The sequence below is a fragment of the Aquiflexum lacus genome, assembly GCF_015476655.1.
GTDB lineage: Bacteria > Bacteroidota > Bacteroidia > Cytophagales > Cyclobacteriaceae > Aquiflexum > Aquiflexum lacus.
The window spans coordinates 1-22614 of the sequence record NZ_JABFHF010000002.1; the positions used below are offsets into that span (position 1 = coordinate 1).

Sequence of the window (22614 nt, forward strand, 5' to 3'; positions counted from 1 at the left end):
ACTAATCTCTGCTATCATGAAAAATTAGCCTGGGTGTCCCATCGCACAAAACAGGAGTACCAGGAAAAAAGGTCAAAGGAAATAAGAGGAGGGGATTATATAGATTATGAAGATGTCAAAGATTGATTCATTCCGTGAATAGACACTGTTTTGATTGCAGAGACAATTGAATAGACATTTCTGATTGTATTATTATCCTATTCTTTCCAATTCTGCGTGCAGAGATTTTAGAATTTTTTCCAGTTCTTCATTTAGTTTTTCAATGATTTCAGGGCTTTGTTCATCCAAACCTCCAAGACCTTCTACCGCAGAAGAATAAGTTACCAGATCCACAAAATCCAGATTCAATCCAACTCCTTTTAATGCATGTCCTGTCTGCTTGATGGAATGGAGGTTTTTTTCCTCTTGATTCCTTTTCAAAGTGATTTTGAGTTTGGCAATATTGCTGTAGCTGACTTCTAATAATTCCTTGAAAAAGTCAGGATCACTTTCCCTATACTCCTCAAGTTTTGTGAGTTTTAGGTTATTCTGATCAAGGGCAGTATCACCGGCCTCTGATTTTGGATCAAGATACTTTTTGATCATTTCAGCTATATCCGAAACAAGAACCGGTTTGCTTAAATAATCATTCATACCGGCTTCAATACATCTGTGTTGCTCCCCCTTGACGGTTCCGGCGGTCAAGGCAATGATGGGCGTTTTGAAGTCAGTTCCTTCCTGAAGGCGGATTTTCTTAGTGGCTTCATAGCCGCTCATTTCCGGCATTTGAATATCCATAAAAATCATATCGGGTTTTTCTTTTTCAAATTGGGCCACTGCTTCAAGACCATTATAAGCTTCGGATATCTTGGCTGAAGGAATCAGGCTTTTAACAATAGATTTTGCCAATAACATGTTGACAGGATTATCATCAACCAAAAGTATTTTATAGGAAGATTTTGAAGTTTTATTTGAAATCGAAACCGGATTTACAATTTCTTTTTCTTCAATAATTTGGTCCTTTTTCTCTGCAGGTATTGGTGAAAGTGTAAGGCCTAAAGAAAAACAAAACTCACTTCCTTTACCAACCTCGGTTTTTAATATCAGTTTGCTCCCCATTAAATCCAACAATTTGCTGCAAATAGAGAGTCCTAATCCTGTTCCACCGTATTTCCGAGTGGTGGAATTGTCTTCTTGAGCGAAAGCCTCAAAGATTATTTTCTCTTTTTCCTTTGAGATACCTATACCTGAGTCAATTACTGAAAATGATACTTGGTACAGATTTGAATTATTGATTACCTGACCTTTAATAGCTAATTCTATATATCCCTTGGGGGTAAACTTTGCGGCATTGCTCAACAAATTGATCAAAACTTGCTTTAATCTCGTTGTATCCACAAGCGCAAAATCAGGCAAATCTTTATCAATGTTTAGGATTAAGTCCAGATTTTTATCTTTAGCAAAAGGTTGAATGATCTTTAATGTATCTGTAGCGAGCTCTTTAAGATTGACCCATTCAGGATTGAGTTCAAGTTTCCCTGCCTCAATTTTTGAAAAATCCAGAATATCATTGATCAGATCAAGTAATAGGTTTCCCGATTGAATGATTGATTTCAGGAAGCCTTTTTGATTGTCATCCAGCTGGGTCTTCATCAATAAGTCAGAAAAACCAATGACCCCATTGAGCGGTGTCCTGATTTCATGACTCATATTAGCAAGGAATTCAGATTTGGCCACACTGGCTTCTTTGGCCTGTTCCATAGACTGGATCAAATTCTTTTCCAGGTTTTTCCTTTCAATCGCATTTGAAATACTGTCTGCAAAACTGATCAACAGGGCTGTTTCAGCATCACTCCAATTCCTTTCATTGGTACAATCATCAAACCCAACATAACCCCAGAAATATTCTTTTACATATATAGGGATCAACAAAATGGACTTGATATCCTGGCTTTCTAGAAGTTCCTTCAGTTCGGGGTCATTGTCAATTTTGGAAACTATGGCATGGTAAGGTCTGTTCTTTAACATGGCCTGTGTGCCTTCACCAAAAAGTCCTACAGGAAGACCTTGAAGATCGGGATTGTCTATTTCAGGAGGTACACCCAAGGCACTCCATTCATATCTCTGGGAACAAAAAATATTACCATCTTCATCATGGAAATTTTCAAACAAATATGCCCTGTCTACACCGGCACCATCTCCCAATAAGGCCATTGCCTTTTGGGTAGCCGTGGGAAAATGTTGGTTTGACAACAATTCCTTTGTAGCAAATGCAATAGAAGTCAACATTTTCTCATTTCTCACCAAGTAGCTATTGACATTCTGAAGCTTTAGTTCATTGCTTTTGATGATCTCCTCTGTCGACTTTTGTTCGGTGATGTCACGGATAAATAGGTATTGAAAATTAGGTAATCCGCCATTGATGATATCATTATCTATTTCTTTGAGGTAAACTGCAAATGTTTTACCATCATTGACCAATTTGATTTCCACCTTTTCTCCTGTAGTTCTTTTTGAAAAAAGAACATCAAACTCGTTCGATAACTTTTTGATCTGATCAACATTTTCCAATTTCACATCAGTGAGCTTAGAAAAGAATTTTTCAGCGGCATAATTGACAGCTACCAATTCACCTTCCATATTGATGATCAATATCCCGTCAGATATATTTTCAAAAATTGTTTTAAATGCAATAGGATTGGCTCTGAATAATTGGTTTCGGAATAAGGCCCAAAAAAGTAAAAGACCACTGATAGCCAAAAAAAATGGCACCGGATCCAATCCAAAAGGATAATAACCGAATACCACAATAATGTAAGCCACCCAAGGCATGAAAGTCCCCATCATCATGACCAGTAATTGTTTTCTGTAAATAGCAGGTATTGAACTAAACATCCTGACAAGGATGAAGTTTGATGTCAGGATCAAGAGTGAGTTATATCCCGCATAGATCCAATGGAAAGAGCCTCTGTCGATATTCTTCGCAATAAAATATGAATTGTCTATTGCTAGGATTTCTTTGAAAAAAAGTAAATGGTAATCATTCGTGAGAACCAGCACCAGAAAAAATACAGAAACCCCAAAAATTGCTGTCATCCAAAGGGGATTGATGTATTTGGCTTTATCAGAATACTTCAATAAAAATAACAATAATAATGGAGCTATAAATACACCACCCACAAATTCCAACATATACAAGAATTGAAGCATATTGGGATCAGTGAATAAAAGACCTGTTCCATAAAAAAATGTGTATATAAAACATGCAAACATCAAATAAGAAAAATATCTTTCTCCTAAGAGATTTTGTTTTTTGAAGGAAAAAACGGTTAATACTATAAATAGTAGGCTTGTAATAAAAACCGGTATGGCGTATGGGTTAAAATAAAATTCGAGATTCATACTTTACTTTTGATAAAAAGAAACTGTATTCTCATGATATTAAATTAGGTGAAATTAGCAAAGTAAAAATAATTGTTTTGTTGTCTAAAAAAAATAAATAAACATCAAATTAATACAAAACAAAATTGAACATATTTAGAAGTTAGATTATATTTGGAATAAAAATAACCTAGAAATGAAGAAATTTCCATTTTTGATAACATTAATTCTTTCATTAGCTTTTTCCAAGGGTGTTTTCGCACAAGAAAAAATACAATTATCTAAGGAAGAACAACTGGAAGCAAAGAAAGCCTTGCAGGAAGAAAAAAGATTGACGGCACAGCAAAAGGCTGAAGATAAGGCAGCGCTTAAAGAGAAAAAAGAACAAGATGCTGCAATGAAAGCCGAACTGAAGCGAATCAGTAATTTGCAAAAAGCTCAAAAAAATTATGACAAAGCATTGACTGCTAAACAAAAAGCTGAAATCAAGCTTGCCAAACAGAATCTTAATTTAGAAAAAGTCAAGTTAAAGACTAAAACCACTGATGCTGATCTGGCGAAATTGGAATTGTCCATCAGGAAAAGTGAAATAGCCATTCAGGAAGCAGAATCTAATGTAGACAGATATCAGCGGGATATTGATAGATATAGTCTAAAAAAAGAAGAGAAAGAAATAATTATAGAGGAAGAAAACTGAAATTAACAATTTCCGGAAAAGCCTCCATTTACTTTTTAATGGAGGCTTTTTTATGTCAAAAAGTCCTGATTTTCATGTGTTGAGATATATTTCAGGACATTTTTTCCGAATTAATCCCATTTTTTGGATTGGTGAAAGATTTGATTGAGTGGTAAAAAGTATCTTGTTTCTTTACAGGAACTTAAAAAAGTAACAGATAACCACATATATACCATGGATTTCAAGCAATTCACCATCAAATCCCAAGAAGCTATTCAAAAAGCCGTGGAAATAACCTCAGCCGAACAGCAACAGGCCATAGAGCCTGCTCATTTGTTGAAAGGGATATTTTCCGAAGATGAGAATGTAACCGACTTTTTATTCAAAAAGTTAGGTGTAAATAAAATTTTCATCAATCAAAAAACAGATGAGCTTATCAAATCTTACCCCAAAGTTAGTGGGCAGCAACCTTATTTGTCCAATACTTCCAATCAGGTTTTATCCAAGGCAAAAGATTATCTAAAAACCTTTGGAGACGAATTTATAGCCATTGAGCATTTATTATTGGCAATTTTGTCAGGCAGCGAAAAAGCAGCCCAATTGTTAAAAGATCAAGGCTTATCTGAAAAGCCTTTAATTGAAGCGATTAAGGAACTTAGACAAGGAAATAAAGTGACAGATCAAAATGCGGAATCAAAATACAGGGCTTTGGAAAAATATTCCAAAAATCTGAATGAATTGGCCAAAAAGGGTAAAATAGATCCTGTGATTGGCCGGGATGAAGAAATAAGGAGGGTCCTCCAAATTTTGGCAAGAAGAACCAAAAACAATCCGATTCTTCTCGGTGAACCGGGAGTAGGCAAGACAGCAATAGTGGAAGGTTTGGCCCAAAGAATCATCAGTGGTGATGTGCCCGAAAATCTTAAGTCAAAGACCTTGATCTCTTTAGATATGGGTCTATTGGTCGCCGGGGCAAAATATAAAGGAGAATTCGAAGAAAGACTAAAGGCCGTCATCAAAGAGGTCACAGACTCAGATGGTGAAATCCTGCTATTTATAGATGAAATCCATACCTTGATTGGAGCCGGTGGAGGGGGTGAAGGTGCCATGGATGCAGCCAACTTACTGAAGCCCGCTTTGGCAAGAGGAGAATTACATGCAATCGGTGCCACCACACTTAAAGAATACCAAAAATATATTGAAAAGGATAAGGCCTTGGAGAGAAGGTTTCAGTCTGTAATGGTTGATGAACCGGATGCAGCAGATGCGATTTCCATTTTGCGAGGTATCAAAGATAAATATGAATTGCACCATGGGGTGAGAATCAAAGATGATGCAGTGATAGCCGCAGTCGAACTTTCCCAAAGGTATATTTCAGACAGATTTCTACCCGATAAGGCAATAGACTTGATGGATGAAGCGGCAGCAAAATTGAGAATGGAGATAGATTCTCTTCCGCAGGAATTGGATGAACTCAACAGAAGGGTAATGCAGTTGGAAATTGAAAGAGAGGCAATCCGGAGAGAAAACAATAAGGACAAGGAAACTGTACTCAGCAAAGAGATCGCTGAACTTTCGGAGAAGAGACAAAACCTCAAAGCCAAATGGGAAAGTGAAAAATCTGTAATTACTGGAATTAGAACAGAAAAGGAGAACATAGATAAGTTAAAGTTGGAAGCTGAACAAGCGGAAAGAGCGGGGGATTTTGGAAGAGTAGCTGAAATCCGTTACGGCAAAATAGTCGAAGCTGAAAAAAAACTTGACCTGTTCAAAAAACAATTAGAGGAAATGCAAGAGGGCTCGCCTTTACTCAAAGAAGAGGTGGATAATGAGGATATAGCATCTGTGGTTTCCAAATGGACAGGTATTCCATTGTCCAAAATGATTCAAAGTGAAAGAGAAAAATTATTACATCTTGAAGACGAGTTGGGGATAAGGGTCGCAGGACAGAGAGAAGCCATTACGGCATTATCAGATGCTGTAAGGAGAAGTAGGGCTGGATTGCAGGACCCAAAACGACCCATAGGTTCATTCATCTTTATGGGAACTACAGGTGTTGGAAAAACAGAATTGGCAAAAGCTCTTGCTGAATACCTCTTCAATGATGACAATGCCATGGTCAGGATTGACATGTCCGAATATCAGGAAAGACATGCCGTCAGCAGATTGGTCGGAGCACCTCCTGGATATGTTGGATATGATGAAGGTGGTCAGCTGACGGAGGCGGTCCGAAGAAAGCCATATTCTGTTGTACTACTTGATGAAATAGAAAAAGCCCATCCAGATGTTTTCAATATTCTTCTACAAGTTCTCGATGATGGTCGCTTGACGGATAATAAAGGCAGGGTTGCAAGCTTCAAAAATACCATCATCATCCTTACGACCAATATTGGATCTCATTTGATTCAGGAGAGGTTTGCCGAAATAGAAGATTGGAATAAAGAGGCGATCATGGAAAAAACCAAATCGGAAGTTTATGATCTTCTCAAAAAATCAGTCAGACCTGAATTTCTTAACAGGATTGATGAAACCATCATGTTTGAACCGCTGAACAAAAAAGTTGTCCGCAAGATAGTTGACATTCAGTGGAGAGAAATTCAACAAAGACTTTCAGAGTCCAATATAGAAATAGATGCAACGCAAGAAGTTTTGGATTATCTGGGTGAGATAGGATTTGATCCCCAATTTGGAGCTAGGCCCTTGAAAAGAACCATGCAAAGATTGATTTTGAATGAGCTTTCCAAACAGATACTTTCCGGATATATCAAAAACGATTCTGCGGTTTTGGTAGATTTGGATTCCGAAAATCAGGTCTATTTCAAAAATATTGACACTGTTGAAGTGTAATCAGAAAATGGTCTTATAATTAGAAAGCGCGTAGGGGAAACTCTACGCTCTTTTTCTTTCATTATATTCTAAACATATACACGCTGGAATTGGTATATTTTGAGATAGATAAAATAGATATACCATGCTGTTTACTGATGAAGATTCTTTAGATGATGTTTTTCATGCCATCAAGCATGAGTTGAATAGAGGTTCTTTGGACTCAAGGCATCCTTTTAGATTCGTTTCTCTGGCGACTCAAGGGGAAGAAGGGCCCGATCTGCGGTATGTGGTTTTGCGGAAAGTTGATAAGGAGTTTAACTTTTACTTTTTTACTGATGCAAGATCTTCTAAAGTATCGCAATTGATGAAAGATGGGAGTATCGTACTTCTTTTTTATCATCCTGGAAAACGAGTTCAAGTCAAGGTGTCCGGTGAAGCTGAAATCCATCAGCAAAATGAACTCAGTAGATCTTTTTGGCCCATTGTTCAGGGAGATTCACAAAAAGCATATAATTCAGTGATGGCACCTGGGACTATAGTCTCTGATCCAGAGAAGGCTTTTCAATGGCCTGATGAAATGAATGACCAACATTTTTGTCTCATCAAATTTACCCCGGTGGAAATTGAAGGCCTGCAATTGAATGGATTGACTCACATACGGGCCCAATTTAAATCAACAGGAAATGGGAATTGGTCATCCGTTTGGCTAGTGCCTTAAAGTATTTCTGAGAAGTTTTATTATTTTCGGTAATTAATCAACAGGTTTGGAGCATTTTAAAATTTTCACTCTATTTTAGTCCAGATCATAAAACATCAATTTTATTTGTAAATTAAGAGGCATAAATAGCAACCTGTATGGAAGAACCGAAAATTGCGAAAAAGGAAAAAGACACCTCAGTCAGAGAACGGCAAACCTTTTTTAGGGTAACTTTTAAAAATAATTGCAATTTACTTCAGATCGCTGACAACAAAGCGAATATGATCATCAGCATCAACGCATTGGTGATTTCCTCCATCATCGCAATCGCGGGATACGGTACAATTTCGGAGGAACTCGATCTTTATGGGTCAAAATTGATTCTCCCTATAGCATTGATTTTAGTTTCATGCCTTGCTTCTACAGTGCTTGCGGTTCAAGCAGCCAAACCAAAAATCATTGATAAAAACCAAGATTTTCAAAATAAAGGCAAGGCAAGTTTATTGTTTTTTGGAGAAGTAGCCAATTATACATTACCTGAGTATTTGTCAGAAGTAGAAAAAATCCTACCTAAACAAAATGAAATCAATGAACAAATGTCAATCGCTGTTTATTATCAGGGTAAAGTGCTTAAAAGAAAATACAATATGCTTGGGTACGCCTACAATATATTTTTGATGGGGATAGTATTTGGTGTTTTGGTTTTTCTAATCTATATGTTCTCCTGAGAAATATTCTGTATTTAGCCTTTGATAAAAATCCAAAATTTTCAAAAAATCATATATTAAAGCATATTTTTAATCTGACAGCTTATGTCAGCGAGTTGGTATTTAAGTTCTTTGAGACTAAATTCAAGAAAATTTTATTCTTGGATTTTTTGTCTTCCAAATAATCCAAATGGATAATTTGATTCGTAAATGACTTACAACCCTTTGATAATGGGCTGTTTTTAATGGAAAATTCCATTCCTCTTGATGTCCATTTATAAACTTCTTTCAATGAAAATCATATTTCTTACCAATGCTTCAGAAAAGGATAAGTTAAAATTTATTGAGGAAAATTATGAAGGTAGTCATCAATGTTTCTTTCTGAATCCAAGTAATTCATTAATCGATAGGGGTTTAGATCAATTTAATGATTCTCTAAGTCAAATTAATCTTGTGGATATTGGTGTCCAATCATTGATCAAGGGGTTTGATTTGGTCATGGAATATGCAATACAAAAGCAGGAAATCGATTTGAATATTCTGATTCATTCAGCAGAAAATATTGGTTTGAAAACAGAAGTCATTGATTTTCAAAATTCTTCAGCGTTGAGTCAATGGATTGCAGGTGTTGACCAAAAGGCATGGAACAGAATGATCAGGACGATCATCAGTACCTATGCGGAGAGTATAGGTATTGAGGAAATTTGTGTTGTAGGAGGAAAAAATGTCCTGATCAAATTTTATAAATATGAAAATAATGGTCATGAAATATTTTATTATGCCACCAATCAAAAGTGCATTTTCAATTATAACCTTGGAATAGATTTCGGTCAAGAGACCAGTGAAAGAGAAGTGGATGAATTTTCGAGTTTCCAGGAAGCTTTTGAAAACATTCAGATGAAATACCAAATTTTTCAATTATATCCACTGAGAATAAATGAAAAATATACCAGAGCTTTCAATCATGCATATCAAAAGTTTTTGGGCAATCAAAAAACTGATTTTAAGATAGCAGAATGGCAGGAGTTTTTGAATTGATTTTTATGTTAATTTAAATTGGCATTTGGTGTCATCTAATTTTTTAAGAGTTTGTTTTTGGGTAAATTGATTAGGTAATTAAAAAACAAAAACGATATGAGCAAAATAATATTTGTGGTCGGAGCTGCGGGTACAGGTAAAAGCAGACTGAATCTCCAGTCTTTATAAAGTGGAGGATAACGGAGTCGAACCGATGACCTCTACACTGCCAGTGTAGCGCTCTAGCCAGCTGAGCTAATCCCCCAATAATTATTTACTATTCTAGCTATCCCGATGGCTATCGGGATAATCCCTCAATTGGGATTGCAAATATAGAAAGCCTTTTGAATTGCGCAAAGGAAAATATCAATCTGCTGAATAATTTACGCGGGTTAAAATACTTCTTCCAAGGGTGACTTCATCTGTGTATTCCAATTCTCCTCCAATTGGAATTCCCCTAGCGATGGTGCTTACTTTGATATGAAATTCTTTAAGTTTCCGTGTGATGTAAAAGGAAGTAGTGTCTCCTTCCATGGTAGCAGGCAAAGCCAAAATAACTTCTTTTACCTTTTCCTCTGATCTGGGATTCCTGATTCTGTCAAGAAGGGGTTCGATATTGAGTTCATCAGGCCCAATGCCCTGAATTGGTGAAATCACCCCACTGAGTACATGATATAGTCCGTTATATTGAGAGGTGTTTTCGATTGCCAGTACGTCAGGAATGTCCTCCACGACGCATATTAAACGTCTATCTCTCCGGTTTCCAGTGCAAATACTGCATGTTTCTGAATCAGAAATATTATGGCAGATATTACAATACTTTATATCTTTTCTTAAAGAAATGATTGAGTTAGCTAAATCCTCTGATACAGATTCTTTTTGCTTTAGCAGATGAAGTGCTAAACGAAGGGCTGTTTTTTTTCCAATACCGGGCAGCCTGCTAATTTCACTGACTGCATCTTCTATCAATTTTGAGGGGAAATTCACAAATAAAGGGATTATGAAACTGTAGCTTGGATACCGGCATCTAGAATTGCCTCGCACATTGGCTTCAGCTTTTCTCTACTGCCTTTCTTTACAGCACATTTACCTTTATAATGAATAATCAGAGTACATTGCTCAGCTTGTTCAGGCGTATGTTGACAGACTTTGATAAGAATCTTTGCGACATGTTCAAAAGTATTGACATCATCATTGAAGACGATCAGTTCACTTTCTTCAATATCTACCAAATCTTCCAACAGGACATCTTCTACTTCTACCATGGGGTAAACTTGTGTTTGCGAATTCATTTTGCAAATTTAATTATTATAGACAACTTAGCATAATTGACCTTCAATCATCTATGGATTCAAATTTAGTTTTAATCGTCATAACATCATATTTTGTTCTCTTGTTTTTGATTTCTTGGTTTACTTCAAGGGATGTTTCAAAAGACACTTTTTTCACTGGCGATAGGCAATCACCATGGTTTTTGGTAGCATTTGGGATGATTGGAGCCTCTCTTTCTGGGGTTACTTTTATTTCTGTGCCCGGTGAAGTTGGGAATACCAATTTTTTTTATTTCCAGGTGGTGTTGGGGTATACTTTGGGTTATTTTGTGATTGCCAAAGTTTTGCTGCCTCTTTATTACAGATTGAACCTTGTTTCTATTTATGCTTATTTGGAGGATAGATTCGGTTTCTGGTCTTATAAGTCCGGAGCATTTTTCTTTATCTTGTCCAGAACACTCGGTTCCTCGATCCGGGTATTTTTGGTTGCAGGTGTTTTGCAATTGATATTATTCGATCAATGGGGCATACCCTTTTGGGTTTCTGTGTTGATTACTGTCTCGCTGATTTGGCTATATACCCATAAGGGAGGTATCAAAACGGTAGTCTGGACAGATACTCTGCAAACCTTTTTCATGCTGCTGGCAGTGGGAGTGAGTATTTATTTGATCGGTAAAGATCTTGGAATCCTTAAAATCTCAGAGTTTGTCGGAACTATAGCCTCAGATTCCCGGTCCGAGATATTTAACTGGGATTGGCAGTCCGGAACCAATTTCTTCAAGCAATTTGCCTCAGGGGCATTCATCACCATAGTGATGACAGGATTGGACCAGGATATGATGCAGAAAAACCTGACCTGTCGAAATATTGGAGATGCTCAAAAAAACATGTTTTGGTTTACCATCATCCTGGTATTTGTCAACCTCATGTTTTTATGCCTTGGCTTGTTACTTTATCTGTATGCAGAAACCAATGGTGTGACCCTTCCGGTGAGATCGGATGATTTGTACCCTTTATTGGCAACGCAGGAATTCACAGCTTTTGCAGGAATTGTTTTTGTTTTGGGTATTACGGCGGCCGCCTACTCAAGCGCAGATTCAACCTTGACTGCTTTAACTACCTCTTTTTGTTATGATTTTTTAGAAATTGAAAAAAGGTATGAGAAAGACAGACAAGTAACCGTACGCAAACAGGTCCATATCGCCTTTACTCTCCTGATGTTTTTGGTGATTCTGGTTTTCAGATGGCTAAATGATCAGAGTGTAATCAATGCGGTTTTTATTATTGCAGGTTATACCTATGGACCATTATTGGGATTATATGCTTTTGGTTTATTTACCAAATGGGAGGTAAAAGATAAACTCGTCCCATATTTGGCTGTTTTAGCGCCGATTTTAGCTTTCCTGATCAGTCAGAATTCCGAAAAACTTCTATGGGGATATAAATTTGGCTTTGAGATATTGATACTCAATGGTTTGTTGATGTTCACAGGATTGTACCTTCTAAGGAAACATTGACCTTAAAGTTCCTGTTTGGCAAGAAGTTCATTGATTTTTTTGAGCCTGATGATATTGTTTTCCAAGGAACTGCTACTGCCATCAAGATCAACCAAAACAGAAATCAATCCATTTGATTTTTTGGAATTATCTGAACCCTGATGAACAGTTGGAGAGATTGAGATCAATTCCTGGACATCAACCTCATACAGACTTGCTAGTTTGATGGCATCTTCCATTTTTAGATTCGATCTTCCCTGTTCATACCTGGAATAAGCGGTATAGTCTTTTTTTCCTAAGTATTCAGCGATGTATTCTTGTGTATACCCTCTCAGGACTCTATGTTTCCTGAGATTTTCTGCGATATTGCTTTTCAATGCTGTTTCCATACGACAAACGATTTTTAATAACTGATACAAAAAGCATACACTTTTGAATCAATTGTGTGAAAAATATAAAAAAACCTGAGGTTTGCTATGAAATAGACCTTAAATAAGCGATTATATATCTAATTCCAACTTGTTTGGATCCCAAAAATGATCTTCAAAATTCTGTATTTTATCTTGTATGACTTCTATTCCCTCTTTACTGAGGAGCGTTTCCATTTCTGATGGGCTTGAAAAATGATGCTTCCCTGTGAGTACTCCGTTTCTGTTTACAACCCTATGCGCGGGAACATCAGTTCCGATATGGGATGCATTCATGGCGTAGCCGACCATTCTTGCCCCGCTTTTGAGTCCTAAATAATTGGCTATTGCCCCATAGGAAGTCACTTTTCCCCTTGGAATCAACCTGACCACCTGATAGACAAGATCGAAATAATTTTCCTTTTCAGTTTTCATGAAATAGCGATAATAAGAAATGATGTAGTTCAGACTGAACCTCCGCTTCATTCTCAACAGGAGTTTCAAATGATACCTTTAGGGTAATAAAATCCTTTTGAATATGCTGTAGCGTAAGGTTCAATTGGGAAATGGTCTTTTCTTCAATTCTCTTTGCAAAAGTTTCCTTTAGTCGTAAATTTATTGTGTTGATATCGTATTTAAAACCATGAGGTAATTCTATAGGAAATTCGATTATTTTTTTCTCATAATTCCTAAAATTGGTTACTTGTGCATTCAAAATCAGACTATTTGGAACCATGGTTTTATAACCATCATCTTTTTTCAGTACCACATTGAGTAGGGTAATGTCTTCAATCACACCTTGTGTTTCCCCGATTTGAATCGTATCTCCAAGTGAAAATTGATCTGTAAACATCATGATGAGTCCATTGAGAATGTTGGTTACATAATCTTTGCTCAATATAGCAATGGCAGCCGCTACAATTGTCAGGCTAGTGAGAAATTCCAATGGCTGAATATCAAAAGCCAGCATGAAGGCAATGACAAAAACCAATGAATTTAGTATATTGGAGATCCAGGAAATACCTAACAAAAAGTTGCCGTGAACCTTTTCATCCTTAGCTTTACTTAAATATATTCTTGCCGTGATGAGACGGGCCAAGGAAATAAGGATATTTCCTCCAAGTAAAAATAGAATTGCTGTATGCAAACTGTCCATTCCAGGATAGTCAATAAGAAAATCCTGGAAAATAGGTAAGAATTTTCCACCAAACAGGAAAGCCAAATAAATAAAGAACTTAAGAAAAAATATTCTTTTTTTCTTTGTCTCAATATTTTTGAAAGATGAATTAGGGGTTTCCATGATGTTGGGTAAGATTTGGAGTAGTTTTGAATAAAAGAATGCAAACATAAAAAATAATTATTTATGGAAAGGAATATTATTGTGACCGGGGCTGCTGGAAATTTAGGAAAAGCAGTTGTTGAAAAATTCAAAAGAGAAGGCTATAGGGTTATTGCTACAATTTTGCCTGACTCAGGTGATGAGGTTGAGGAAGCAGATGATGTTTACGAACTTGATGTCACAGACGAGAAGGCAGTTGCCGCATTTGCGAGCGAGTATCACCTTCAATACGGTGAAGTGGACGCTATCGGACTATTGGTGGGCGGATATGGAAAGGGAGGAATTGAACAAACAGGTTTAGAAGACCTTGAAAAAATGTTCAAGTTGAATTTTTATTCAGCCTACAATATGGTTAAAAATTTCCTTCCTGTGATGAAAAAAGCAGATTTCGGCAATTTTTTGTTTATGGGAGCCAGGCCTGCACTTCAACCGGAAGACGGGAAAGGGGTTGTGGCATACGCTTTGAGTAAAAGTCTTGTAGACGAATTGGCGAAGTATGTTGCAGAAGAGGCAAAAAATTCAAAAATAAGGGCACATGTTTTTGTCCCTAGTATTATTGATACTCCTGAAAACCGGGAGGCAATGCCGGATTCGGAATTTTCAAATTGGGTTAGTCCTTCTGAAATAGCAGAAGCCATGCACTTTGCGATCAATAGTCCAGGACTCAGGAACACTACTTTCAAAATGTATGGAGGTATTTAAATAGATAAACCAAAATGAAAAAAACAGTAAAATTCATCCTATTGTTAGCCTTTGTGACCGTAGGTGCTTTACAGGCCCAAACACAAAAAGACAGTAGAGACCTAAGGGAATTTAATGCAGTGAAGGTTTCCAATTCCATAAAAGCTGAATTGGTTAAAGGAGATCAGAATAAGGTTGAAATAACTGTTTCCGGGATTGATGTGGGGAACGTAGAGACTTCTGTGTTAGGGGAGACCCTAGAGATAAAATTAGCAAGAGGAAACTTTAGAAACCATGTGGTATCTGTCGTGGTAACCTACGTGGAGTTATTGGGTATTGAAGCCAATACCAGCGCGAATGTCATCTCAAAAGATCCGATTGTTGCCCAGGAAGCCTATCTTTCTGCTGGCACCAACGCTTATCTTGAGGCGGAGGTTGAGGCTGATGTGCTCAGCGTTGATGCTTCTACCAATGCAAGGATTTTTGTAAGGGGTCATGTAGATGAGTTGAATGTGAAAGCTTTTACCAATGCTGAAATAGATGGTAAAAATTTGACAGGGAAGCAAATTGAATTACAGGCCAATACTGCCGCAACTATTCATTTTAATGCAACATCGACTATTGAAGGTTCTGTAGCTACCGCCGCTAAGGTTTATTATGGAGGAAATCCAAAAAACGTGGATGTGAAAACAACAACAGGCGGTTCAATTCAAAAAAGATGAGAAAAACAGTTTTAATTGTTTTAGGATTGATTTTCTTGGCTGTTTCGCCCTTGTGGGCCCAGGAAGATTTAGCAGTCCGGGAAGTAATTGTATCTCTTTTTGAGGGAATGAAAAATAAGGATGCAGAAACTTTACGAAATGCATTTCATCCTGAAGCAACAATGCAAACTGTCATTTCTAATGTTGGAGGAGCGCAATTGGGATCCAATACCGTAAGTGACTTCGTGAACCGTATCATCGGGACAGCAGCGGGTACTATTTTAGATGAAAGAGTTTTGGATTACCAAATAAAAGTAGATGGGCAAATGGCATCCGCATGGACGCCTTATGAATTTTTTGTCAACGATAAGTTCAGCCATTGTGGCGTCAATTCCTTTCAGCTGATCAAAACTGCTGAGGGATGGAAAATTACTTATATCATTGATACAAGGAGGAAGGAAGGTTGTTGACGGCTTTTCTTAATTTTTATGTCTAGAGTGGAAATTATGGAAGGAGATAAGTTGCGTCTGTATGTAAGGTGTATCTGGTGATTTTACGTTGTATTTTCAATTATAAACTAGTAAGGATAAAAGGGTGAAGTTTGGCATAGGCGCTAGGTGTAGATTGCATCTACACCTTTTTATTTTTGGAATTTGTAATTCCAATGTTGGCCAAATAGCTTTATTTAAGGATGAAGTATATCACCAAACACCTTTAATCGGACGAGTCGTAGATAAAACCAAATTTGACTATTGAATATGGATTAATCCGCCACGGCGCACAAGTATCCATCAATATCCAATATCAACAAATATCGATTTGGACAGATATATTATATAAAATTTGTGATAATACGGATATAGGTGTTATTTGAAAAGATCCAATTATTCCTTAATCTCAATCACTTTAAACTCAGTCCTTCTATTGGTTTGATGTTCTTCTTCGGTCTGTGCATTTTCTATGATCAATTGTCGTTTGCCATAGCCTTTGGCAACCAATCTATCTTCAGCAATACCTTGTGACACAATATAGGCTACTGCAGATTCAGCCCTTCTTTGGGACAATGCATCGTTATAAGCATCACTCGCTCTTGCATCTGTATGAGAACTCAATTCAATTCTGATACTAGGGTTGTCTTTGAGGATTTTGACCAATTTATTCAATTCAATGGCTGCATCAGGTCTGATATCAGCTTTGTCCAAATCGTAGTAAATGTTGTCCAGTACGATTGCTCTTTCCAGGATAAGTGGCTCAAGTACCATGGTTGTGTCCAGTGTTACATTGGTCACATCTTGGATCAGGTCTTCCAGTCTTGGCGTTTTACCTATGGTACTATAAGCAATGCTTTTAGTGAAATAGCCACTCTTAGAAGCGATGATGGAGAAATCCTGATTAGGTGTAAGTGTAAATCTCAACCTCCCGCTTTGATTGGAAAAATCACCCCCGATATTTTTGTTGGTATTGTCATAAAGCACAACCCTTGTTTGTGGAAGCACTTTTTCAGTACCATCTTCATTGAGTTCTTTGGTGGTGACATTGAGGAGCACATTGACAATTTTGGGTTTTGGTGTTTTGTCCTCAAAATAATAAATGTCATCATCACCCAATCCACCTTCTCTATTGGATGATAAGAATCCTTCAGTTGGATATTTGGTAAAGAAAATCCCAAAATCATCTGCAACAGTATTGATATTGGAACCAAGGTTTTTTACGTCCCATCCCTTTTCGGTTTTTTCAGCCACAAATAGATCTAGTTTTCCAAATCCAGGATGACCGTCAGAAGCAAAGAAAAGTTTGCCGTCAGGTGCTACATAAGGAAACATTTCATTGCCCATGGTATTGATCTGGGGGCCAAGACTGACGGCGTTACCAAAATCGCCATTGGCCAATTTAGTCGCTTTATATAAGTCCATTCCTCCCAAACCATCAGGCCGTAAAGAGGCGAAATACAATTCATTTCCATCAGGGCTGAAGGCAGGGGTAGTATTGGTATAAAATTCGTCCTCATTCACAGGCATCCATATCGGTTGGGTAAATCCGCCTCCTCTGAAATAAGATGCAAAAAGCTGTACATCAGGTAGATCTTTTGGCGATCTTGAATTGGCCCTTGCATAAATCAAAGTGTTGCCATCGGGACTGATGGCCAAAGATCCTTGATTAAGATTTTCTTCATTTCTGAATTCGGGTAGTGGCTGAATGTTTTGGACATCCACTTTTATTCCATCCACTCTAGTCCTCATGAGTTTCATGTATGGGGTACCTGTTGCCAAGTAAATGCCACTGCTCGCTCTGTTACTGGTAAAGTATAAATAACCTTCATTTACAATCGGAGAATAATCTGCTAAAGGTGTATTGAGTAGTCGATAGTTTTCTACTTCTATGAAAGGAAAATAATCTTCAACAGCCTCAATCTTCTCAATATTATCAATTTCTCTATTTAAAAGTTTTTGGTAGTTATCGTCCAAAGTCAGATCCTTGGCTTTCGTAAATGCTTCCTTTGCTTTTTCATATTCACCTTGGCTTTTCAGGCTTTGGCCAAGGCGATAGAAAGTGTCAAAGGTTTCTTCCTCTTCAGCTACTTTTTCATAATAGGCCTTTGATTGTTCAATTCGGTTGGTCAATCGATAACTTTCTGCCACATAAAAGTTGGCTTCTTTATTTTCCGGATCATCCTCCAGAATTTTAGAAAAAGTAATAATGGCAAGCTGATAATCACCGCCCTGAAATTGGTTTTGACCCTTTTGATATAAGCTTGTACATGAGCTGATCAGGATAACCGACAAAACCAGAAATACAGCAATTTGCTTCATAGATATTATTGATGGATTAATCTCTAAGTTTTAAATATAGGACAATTATCATAATTAATTTGCAAAGTATTTGTTCAGCCAACTTTCTTTTGCACTGATCAGCCATTTATTTTCCAAATCGGATTTATGTTGAATTACAGGATTCAATACGGTAGTGTCTGATTTGAGGGTGCCTTCTTCAACTTTTGATTTGATCCCAAACAATGGACTAACTTCTAAGGAATCACGATCAATCAAAAAAGATACTTTTCCCTGATTGAGTAGGTCTATAGATAATTTGTTTTCAATTTCCTTGAGTATCCTGACCGAACTGTCAATAGAACAACCGCTGGCGCCTAATTGGCTTTCATCTACAGAAAGGATAATTACCTGATCAAAACGAATATCAAAAGAAGTCGGCATCAATGCCCCATGTGTATTCCATTTATCACAAAAATCGGTAAGTATATCATTGATGTATTTTTTCTCCTCAGGATTTAATTTTCTGTCTGATTGATAAACCCAAACCCTGGAATGGTCAGGCATTTGTTTAAATGGTAGATACATATGGTGATAATTTTATTTCCTAAAAGAAGGTGAATTCCGTCAAATTAGTTCTTTTTATTAACGGAGAAAACAGTGACTTGGGTATATTTCAATAATTAAATCTGGTAATCAACAGATGTTATCATCTTTCTTGTTTACAATTTATTTTCAAAAGGCTTGGTGAGACCTGATTTAAGCCAAACCAAGCCATCTGTCAGCTTTTTCCTGTGTCCATTTCCAAAAAGGGATCAAATCAACTCCCCCGATTGTATCTTCCTGATCAAATGTGATGATACAGGATTTGACCTTTTCTCCAGCTTTGGAGGCTTCATGGATTCCTTTGATTTCACGCTGCATGTTATCATCGTCTATTTTCCAACAAACTTGTATAACAGCTAGTATAACTTCATTCCATTTCACCAGAAAATCACATTCCCCTGACGAAGTTTTGAAATAGTAAATCTCGGTAAATGATCTACGAAGATGTAAATAGACAAAATTTTCCAACCTCCTTCCCAGGTCTTTATTAAAAGAGATACTATTGGCCACTGCCAAAGCGGGATCTATGGCATAGATTTTTTTTGGGTTAGCAATTTGTTTTCTGATTGAAGTGGCGTAGAGTGGGATCAGATCGAACAAATAGCTCTCTTCTAAATAATCACAATAGTCGATTACTGTCCGGACTGACTTGATCTCCAAAAGCTGCCCCATTCGGTTATAGCTTAGCTCTTTTCCAATATTTGAGCAGAGAAAAACTCCCAATCTCACCAATTGCATTTCATTGAGAATATTTCTTCTTACCGCCACATCCCTTGTGATGATGTCTCTCAACAAAGTCCGGAGGTATTCAGGAACTTGGTGTTGTAAATATTCAGGGAAGCCCCCAAGTTCAAAATAAGACTCAAAACTATCCTTCCCCGGAGTCATTTGCTTTAAATCCAGGAATTCCAAGTAACTAAAGGGGAAAAGCTCGATCTGCTTATATCTCCCTGTCAAGCGGGTTCCTAATTCCCTACTTAGCATGCTTGCATTTGAACCGGTTATATATAGATTTTTTCCCTTTTCGTGCAATGACCTCGCAAAAATCTCCCAACCTTCCACCCATTGCAATTCATCTAGAAGCATGAATTTATAGTCCAACTCTTCTTGTATATCCTCGAGTTTAGAGAAATCGCTAACATCGAAATTTGCCAATCTTGGATCCTCAAAGTTCAAGTACATGCCATCTTCTTGGAAACTTTTTCTGATCAGCATACTCTTGCCACATCTTCTCACACCGGTCACGATAATGACTCGCTTATCGCCCAAAGGAATGTTAATTTCCCTCTTGATCATCAAGTCCGAGACAAAATACCTGCTTTGGTCTGCTACTATTTCCTTTATTGTGTCCTTCGAAACCATATAAACCATTGATTTACAACACAAATATAAAAGCTTGTATTGATAATACAAACTTTTATGTATTCTTAATACAAGATGTTATTTATTGTGAATACTAGTTTTTAAAAAGGTTAATATTTATGTACGCAATTATGCCAGAAGAATGGACATCTATGTGAATTCTCGTCTGAGGACTGAAATGCCCGATACATCGGTCTTCCGACTTCGGTCTTCCGTCCCGATTAAAGAAGAATATAGGGTTACTGGCAAAGAAGCGTATATCCATAAAGGTTAAAAATCATATCCCCATATCCTTCGCAAGCATTTCTGCCAGGTCATAGACCTTGACATCGTGCTCTCTATCCTTATTTTTGACCCCATCCGACATCATGGTCAGACAGAAAGGACATCCTACCGCAATGGTAGTTGCCCCTGTTGCCAAGGCTTCTTCGGTTCTTTCGATATTGATGTCTTTATTTCCAGGCTCGGGTTCTTTGAACATCTGTCCTCCGCCGGCACCACAGCAAAGGCCTTTTGTCCGACATCTCTTCATTTCCACCAATTCCACATCCAAAGCCTTGATGACTTCCCTTGGCGCCTCGTACACATTATTGGCCCTGCCTAAAAAACAGGAATCGTGAAAAGTGATTTTCTTCCCTTTGAATTCCCCACCTCCTTGCAGGACTATTTTTCCTTCATTGATCAAGTGCTGTAGGAATTGCGAATGATGGATTACTTCATAGTTTCCGCCCAAGGCAGGATATTCATTTTTGATGGTATTGAAGCAATGTGGACAAGCCGTCACGACTTTCTTAATATTGTATCCATTCATCACCTGAATATTGGCCACAGCCTGCATTTGAAAAAGAAATTCATTTCCAGCCCTTCTTGCCGGGTCACCTGTACAAGCTTCTTCTGGTCCCAAAACAGCGAAACTTACGCCTACTTTATTCAATATTTTGACAAAAGCCTGGGTCACGGCTTTATATCGGTCATCAAATGAACCGGCACAGCCTACCCAGAAAAGGATTTCTGGACTATCGCCGGAAGCGGCCATTTCGGCCATGGTGGGTACTTTATATGTTGACATCTTACTGATTTTAGAATTTTGATTTTAGATCTTAGATTAAAGAAACAAGACTACGGTATCCGTCTTGGCTCTTGATTCTTGTTTCTTGTATCTACTTTACTTCTTCTTCCTTGACTTTTTCCGCCCAATTGAATCTATCACTTGGGGAGAATTTCCAGGGGGAGAAGCTGGTTTCCATATTTTGGAACATGGCATTCCATTGGGCCGGGGTACCTGACTCTTCCATGGCCACATATCTGCGCAATTGCAAGATTATTGAAAGTGGGTCGATATTGATGGGACAAGCTTCTACACAGGCATTGCAGGAAGTGCAAGCGTTGATTTCTTCTTTTGTTATGTAATCGCCAAGCAATGATTTGCCATCCTCTAAACCTTGCCCTCCGGCATCTATACTTTTCCCGACTTCTTCGGCCCGGTCACGGACATCCATCATGATTTTTCTTGGAGACAGTTTTTTGCCGGTGATGTTTGCCGGGCATTCTGAAGTGCACCTGCCGCATTCTGTGCAGCTATAGGCATTCATTACGTTTACCCATGTCAGGTCATTGACATCTTTGGCACCGAATCTACCTATTTCAGCCGGAGGAGTTTCCTGATTGCCTTCGGTAGGTATTCCCAACATCATGTTCACCTCATTGGTCACCTCAGGCATATTGACCATTTCGCCCTTAGGCTTAAGATTGGAATACCATGTGTTTGGGAAAGCGAGGAAAATGTGGAGGTGTTTGGAATAGGTCACATAGACAGCAAATCCCAAAATCCCAATAATATGGAACCACCAAGCAAACCTTTCAATAAATATTAAAGTACCATTACCCATTCCTTCAAAAATGGGACGGATCAGGCTACTGAAAAACAGGGTGTTCAACAAAGCGTAATCTCCAACCCCCCTAGATGCAAGGATTTGGTCTGTTGCGTTCATGGTGAGGATGGCAAACATCAGGACAATCTCAATTACCAAAATCAAGTTTGCATCCAAGGAAGGCCAACCTTTCATTTCGGGTTTGGTGAAGCGCTCGACTTTCATGACATTTCTACGGATTAGAAATGCCACACAGGATACCAAAACAGCAATCGCCAAGAACTCAAAAATGTTCATGGCAACACCATAAGCAGCACCTAGAAAAGGAGCAAAAATCCTATGGGTTCCAGCTAGGCCATCAATGACAAATTCCAATACTTCAAGATTAATGATCACAAATGCGACATAAATCAAGAGATGGAGAAAGGCCGGAACAAATCTCTTAAACATCTTTTGTTGACCAAAAGCTACCAATAGCATGGTTTTCCAGCGCTCTTCAGGATGGTCATTTCTGGTCTCTCCTTTGCCAAGAAATATGTTTCTTCTTAAATACTTAATCCTTTTTGATAGGATATAGGCTGCAATGGCGAAAATAAGGAGAAAAACCACTTGAGGTAAAATGCTCATATTGTTTGTTTTATCGTTTTTTGATCGGGTTTATTTTAATTTTTTGTTCAAATGGTTTGCTAGAAAGGTTCAAATATCTACCTTTGCATCACTTTATCAGAAACGGTGATATAGCTCAGTTGGTAGAGCATCGGACTGAAAATCCGTGAGTCGGTGGTTCGAGTCCACTTATCACCACAGGCCTCTTTGAAAGAAGGGG

General features: G+C 37.8%; 20 protein-coding genes and 2 tRNA genes. 10 read left to right on the forward strand and 12 right to left on the reverse strand.

Translation table 11 applies throughout. The features are described from left to right. Nucleotides 1-192: 192 nt before the first annotated feature. On the reverse strand, nucleotides 193-3381 hold the full coding sequence (locus tag HMJ38_RS02015; protein WP_194972712.1) for a histidine kinase N-terminal 7TM domain-containing protein: 3189 nt from the start codon (nucleotides 3379-3381) through the stop codon (nucleotides 193-195). Between the two features lie 175 nt (nucleotides 3382-3556). Here HMJ38_RS02015 and HMJ38_RS02020 point away from each other — a divergent pair, with 175 nt between their 5' ends. From HMJ38_RS02020 to HMJ38_RS02040, 5 genes are all read left to right on the forward strand, one after another. Continuing rightward, on the forward strand, nucleotides 3557-4057 hold the full coding sequence (locus HMJ38_RS02020; protein ID WP_194972713.1) for a hypothetical protein: 501 nt from the start codon (nucleotides 3557-3559) through the stop codon (nucleotides 4055-4057). A 213-nt stretch (nucleotides 4058-4270) separates the two neighbouring features. Then, nucleotides 4271-6883: an ATP-dependent chaperone ClpB gene (gene clpB / locus HMJ38_RS02025; protein WP_194972714.1), complete on the forward strand. Its 2613-nt coding sequence runs from the start codon at nucleotides 4271-4273 to the stop codon at nucleotides 6881-6883. A 124-nt stretch (nucleotides 6884-7007) separates the two neighbouring features. Then, nucleotides 7008-7583 (forward strand): pyridoxamine 5'-phosphate oxidase family protein, encoded by a 576-nt coding sequence (locus HMJ38_RS02030; RefSeq protein ID WP_194972715.1) that lies wholly within the window; start codon nucleotides 7008-7010, stop codon nucleotides 7581-7583. A 137-nt stretch (nucleotides 7584-7720) separates the two neighbouring features. After that, a complete protein-coding gene (locus HMJ38_RS02035; RefSeq protein ID WP_194972716.1) occupies nucleotides 7721-8290 on the forward strand; it encodes a Pycsar system effector family protein in 570 nt (189 codons plus the stop codon). Nucleotides 8291-8560: 270 nt separating this feature from the next. Continuing rightward, a complete protein-coding gene (locus HMJ38_RS02040) occupies nucleotides 8561-9307 on the forward strand; it encodes a hypothetical protein (protein ID WP_194972717.1) in 747 nt (248 codons plus the stop codon). A gap of 170 nt (nucleotides 9308-9477) precedes the next feature. On the opposite strand, the gene HMJ38_RS02045 is transcribed toward HMJ38_RS02040, so the two are convergent. From HMJ38_RS02045 to HMJ38_RS02055, 3 genes are all read right to left on the reverse strand, one after another. Next, nucleotides 9478-9551: transfer RNA gene (locus tag HMJ38_RS02045), tRNA-Ala, on the reverse strand. A gap of 101 nt (nucleotides 9552-9652) precedes the next feature. Beyond that, the gene (recR, locus tag HMJ38_RS02050; RefSeq protein WP_194972718.1) at nucleotides 9653-10273 is read right to left on the reverse strand and encodes a recombination mediator RecR; all 621 of its coding nucleotides are present in this window, start codon (nucleotides 10271-10273) and stop codon (nucleotides 9653-9655) included. 11 nt (nucleotides 10274-10284) lie between these two features. Further along, nucleotides 10285-10578 (reverse strand): ATP-dependent Clp protease adaptor ClpS, encoded by a 294-nt coding sequence (locus tag HMJ38_RS02055; protein WP_194972719.1) that lies wholly within the window; start codon nucleotides 10576-10578, stop codon nucleotides 10285-10287. A 53-nt stretch (nucleotides 10579-10631) separates the two neighbouring features. On the opposite strand from HMJ38_RS02055, the gene HMJ38_RS02060 reads away from it, so the two are divergent. Further along, on the forward strand, nucleotides 10632-12074 hold the full coding sequence (locus HMJ38_RS02060) for a sodium:solute symporter (protein WP_194972720.1): 1443 nt from the start codon (nucleotides 10632-10634) through the stop codon (nucleotides 12072-12074). A gap of 2 nt (nucleotides 12075-12076) precedes the next feature. Here HMJ38_RS02060 and HMJ38_RS02065 read toward each other — a convergent pair whose 3' ends face one another. The 3 genes from HMJ38_RS02065 to HMJ38_RS02075 all read right to left on the reverse strand — a co-directional run bounded on the left by HMJ38_RS02065 (nucleotide 12077) and on the right by HMJ38_RS02075 (nucleotide 13760). Further along, complete coding sequence (locus HMJ38_RS02065) at nucleotides 12077-12442, reverse strand: helix-turn-helix domain-containing protein (RefSeq protein ID WP_194972721.1); 366 nt, start codon at nucleotides 12440-12442, stop codon at nucleotides 12077-12079. Nucleotides 12443-12553: 111 nt separating this feature from the next. Next, complete coding sequence (locus tag HMJ38_RS02070) at nucleotides 12554-12895, reverse strand: MGMT family protein (RefSeq protein ID WP_194972722.1); 342 nt, start codon at nucleotides 12893-12895, stop codon at nucleotides 12554-12556. Further along, entirely contained in the window at nucleotides 12885-13760 is an 876-nt protein-coding gene (locus HMJ38_RS02075) for a mechanosensitive ion channel family protein (protein WP_194972723.1), read from the reverse strand. The genes HMJ38_RS02070 and HMJ38_RS02075 overlap by 11 nt, the downstream gene beginning before the upstream one ends. 63 nt (nucleotides 13761-13823) lie before the next feature. Between HMJ38_RS02075 and HMJ38_RS02080 the strand changes: the two genes are divergently transcribed. Genes HMJ38_RS02080 through HMJ38_RS02090 form a run of 3 tightly spaced genes read left to right on the forward strand, consistent with a single transcriptional unit; the run spans nucleotide 13824 to nucleotide 15651 of the window. Continuing rightward, complete coding sequence (locus HMJ38_RS02080; RefSeq protein ID WP_194972724.1) at nucleotides 13824-14501, forward strand: SDR family oxidoreductase; 678 nt, start codon at nucleotides 13824-13826, stop codon at nucleotides 14499-14501. A gap of 14 nt (nucleotides 14502-14515) precedes the next feature. Continuing rightward, on the forward strand, nucleotides 14516-15202 hold the full coding sequence (locus tag HMJ38_RS02085) for a head GIN domain-containing protein (protein ID WP_194972725.1): 687 nt from the start codon (nucleotides 14516-14518) through the stop codon (nucleotides 15200-15202). Continuing rightward, on the forward strand, nucleotides 15199-15651 hold the full coding sequence (locus HMJ38_RS02090) for a nuclear transport factor 2 family protein (protein ID WP_194972726.1): 453 nt from the start codon (nucleotides 15199-15201) through the stop codon (nucleotides 15649-15651). Before HMJ38_RS02085 ends, HMJ38_RS02090 begins: the two co-directional genes overlap by 4 nt. 414 nt (nucleotides 15652-16065) lie before the next feature. Here HMJ38_RS02090 and HMJ38_RS02095 read toward each other — a convergent pair whose 3' ends face one another. From HMJ38_RS02095 to HMJ38_RS02115, 5 genes are all read right to left on the reverse strand, one after another. Then, entirely contained in the window at nucleotides 16066-17991 is a 1926-nt protein-coding gene (locus tag HMJ38_RS02095; RefSeq protein ID WP_194972727.1) for an OmpA family protein, read from the reverse strand. A gap of 54 nt (nucleotides 17992-18045) precedes the next feature. Next, nucleotides 18046-18537 carry a hypothetical protein gene (locus tag HMJ38_RS02100; RefSeq protein WP_194972728.1) on the reverse strand — a complete coding sequence of 164 codons (492 nt, stop codon included), beginning with the start codon at nucleotides 18535-18537 and terminating at the stop codon, nucleotides 18046-18048. A gap of 171 nt (nucleotides 18538-18708) precedes the next feature. After that, nucleotides 18709-19917: an ATP-binding protein gene (locus HMJ38_RS02105; protein ID WP_194972729.1), complete on the reverse strand. Its 1209-nt coding sequence runs from the start codon at nucleotides 19915-19917 to the stop codon at nucleotides 18709-18711. Nucleotides 19918-20194: 277 nt separating this feature from the next. Then, nucleotides 20195-20986 (reverse strand): (Fe-S)-binding protein, encoded by a 792-nt coding sequence (locus HMJ38_RS02110; RefSeq protein ID WP_194972730.1) that lies wholly within the window; start codon nucleotides 20984-20986, stop codon nucleotides 20195-20197. Nucleotides 20987-21077: 91 nt separating this feature from the next. Further along, nucleotides 21078-22415, reverse strand: a complete 1338-nt coding sequence (locus tag HMJ38_RS02115; RefSeq protein WP_194972731.1) for a 4Fe-4S dicluster domain-containing protein — start codon at nucleotides 22413-22415, stop codon at nucleotides 21078-21080. Nucleotides 22416-22519: 104 nt separating this feature from the next. Here HMJ38_RS02115 and HMJ38_RS02120 point away from each other — a divergent pair. After that, nucleotides 22520-22592: transfer RNA gene (locus tag HMJ38_RS02120), tRNA-Phe, on the forward strand. Nucleotides 22593-22614 lie beyond the last annotated feature (22 nt).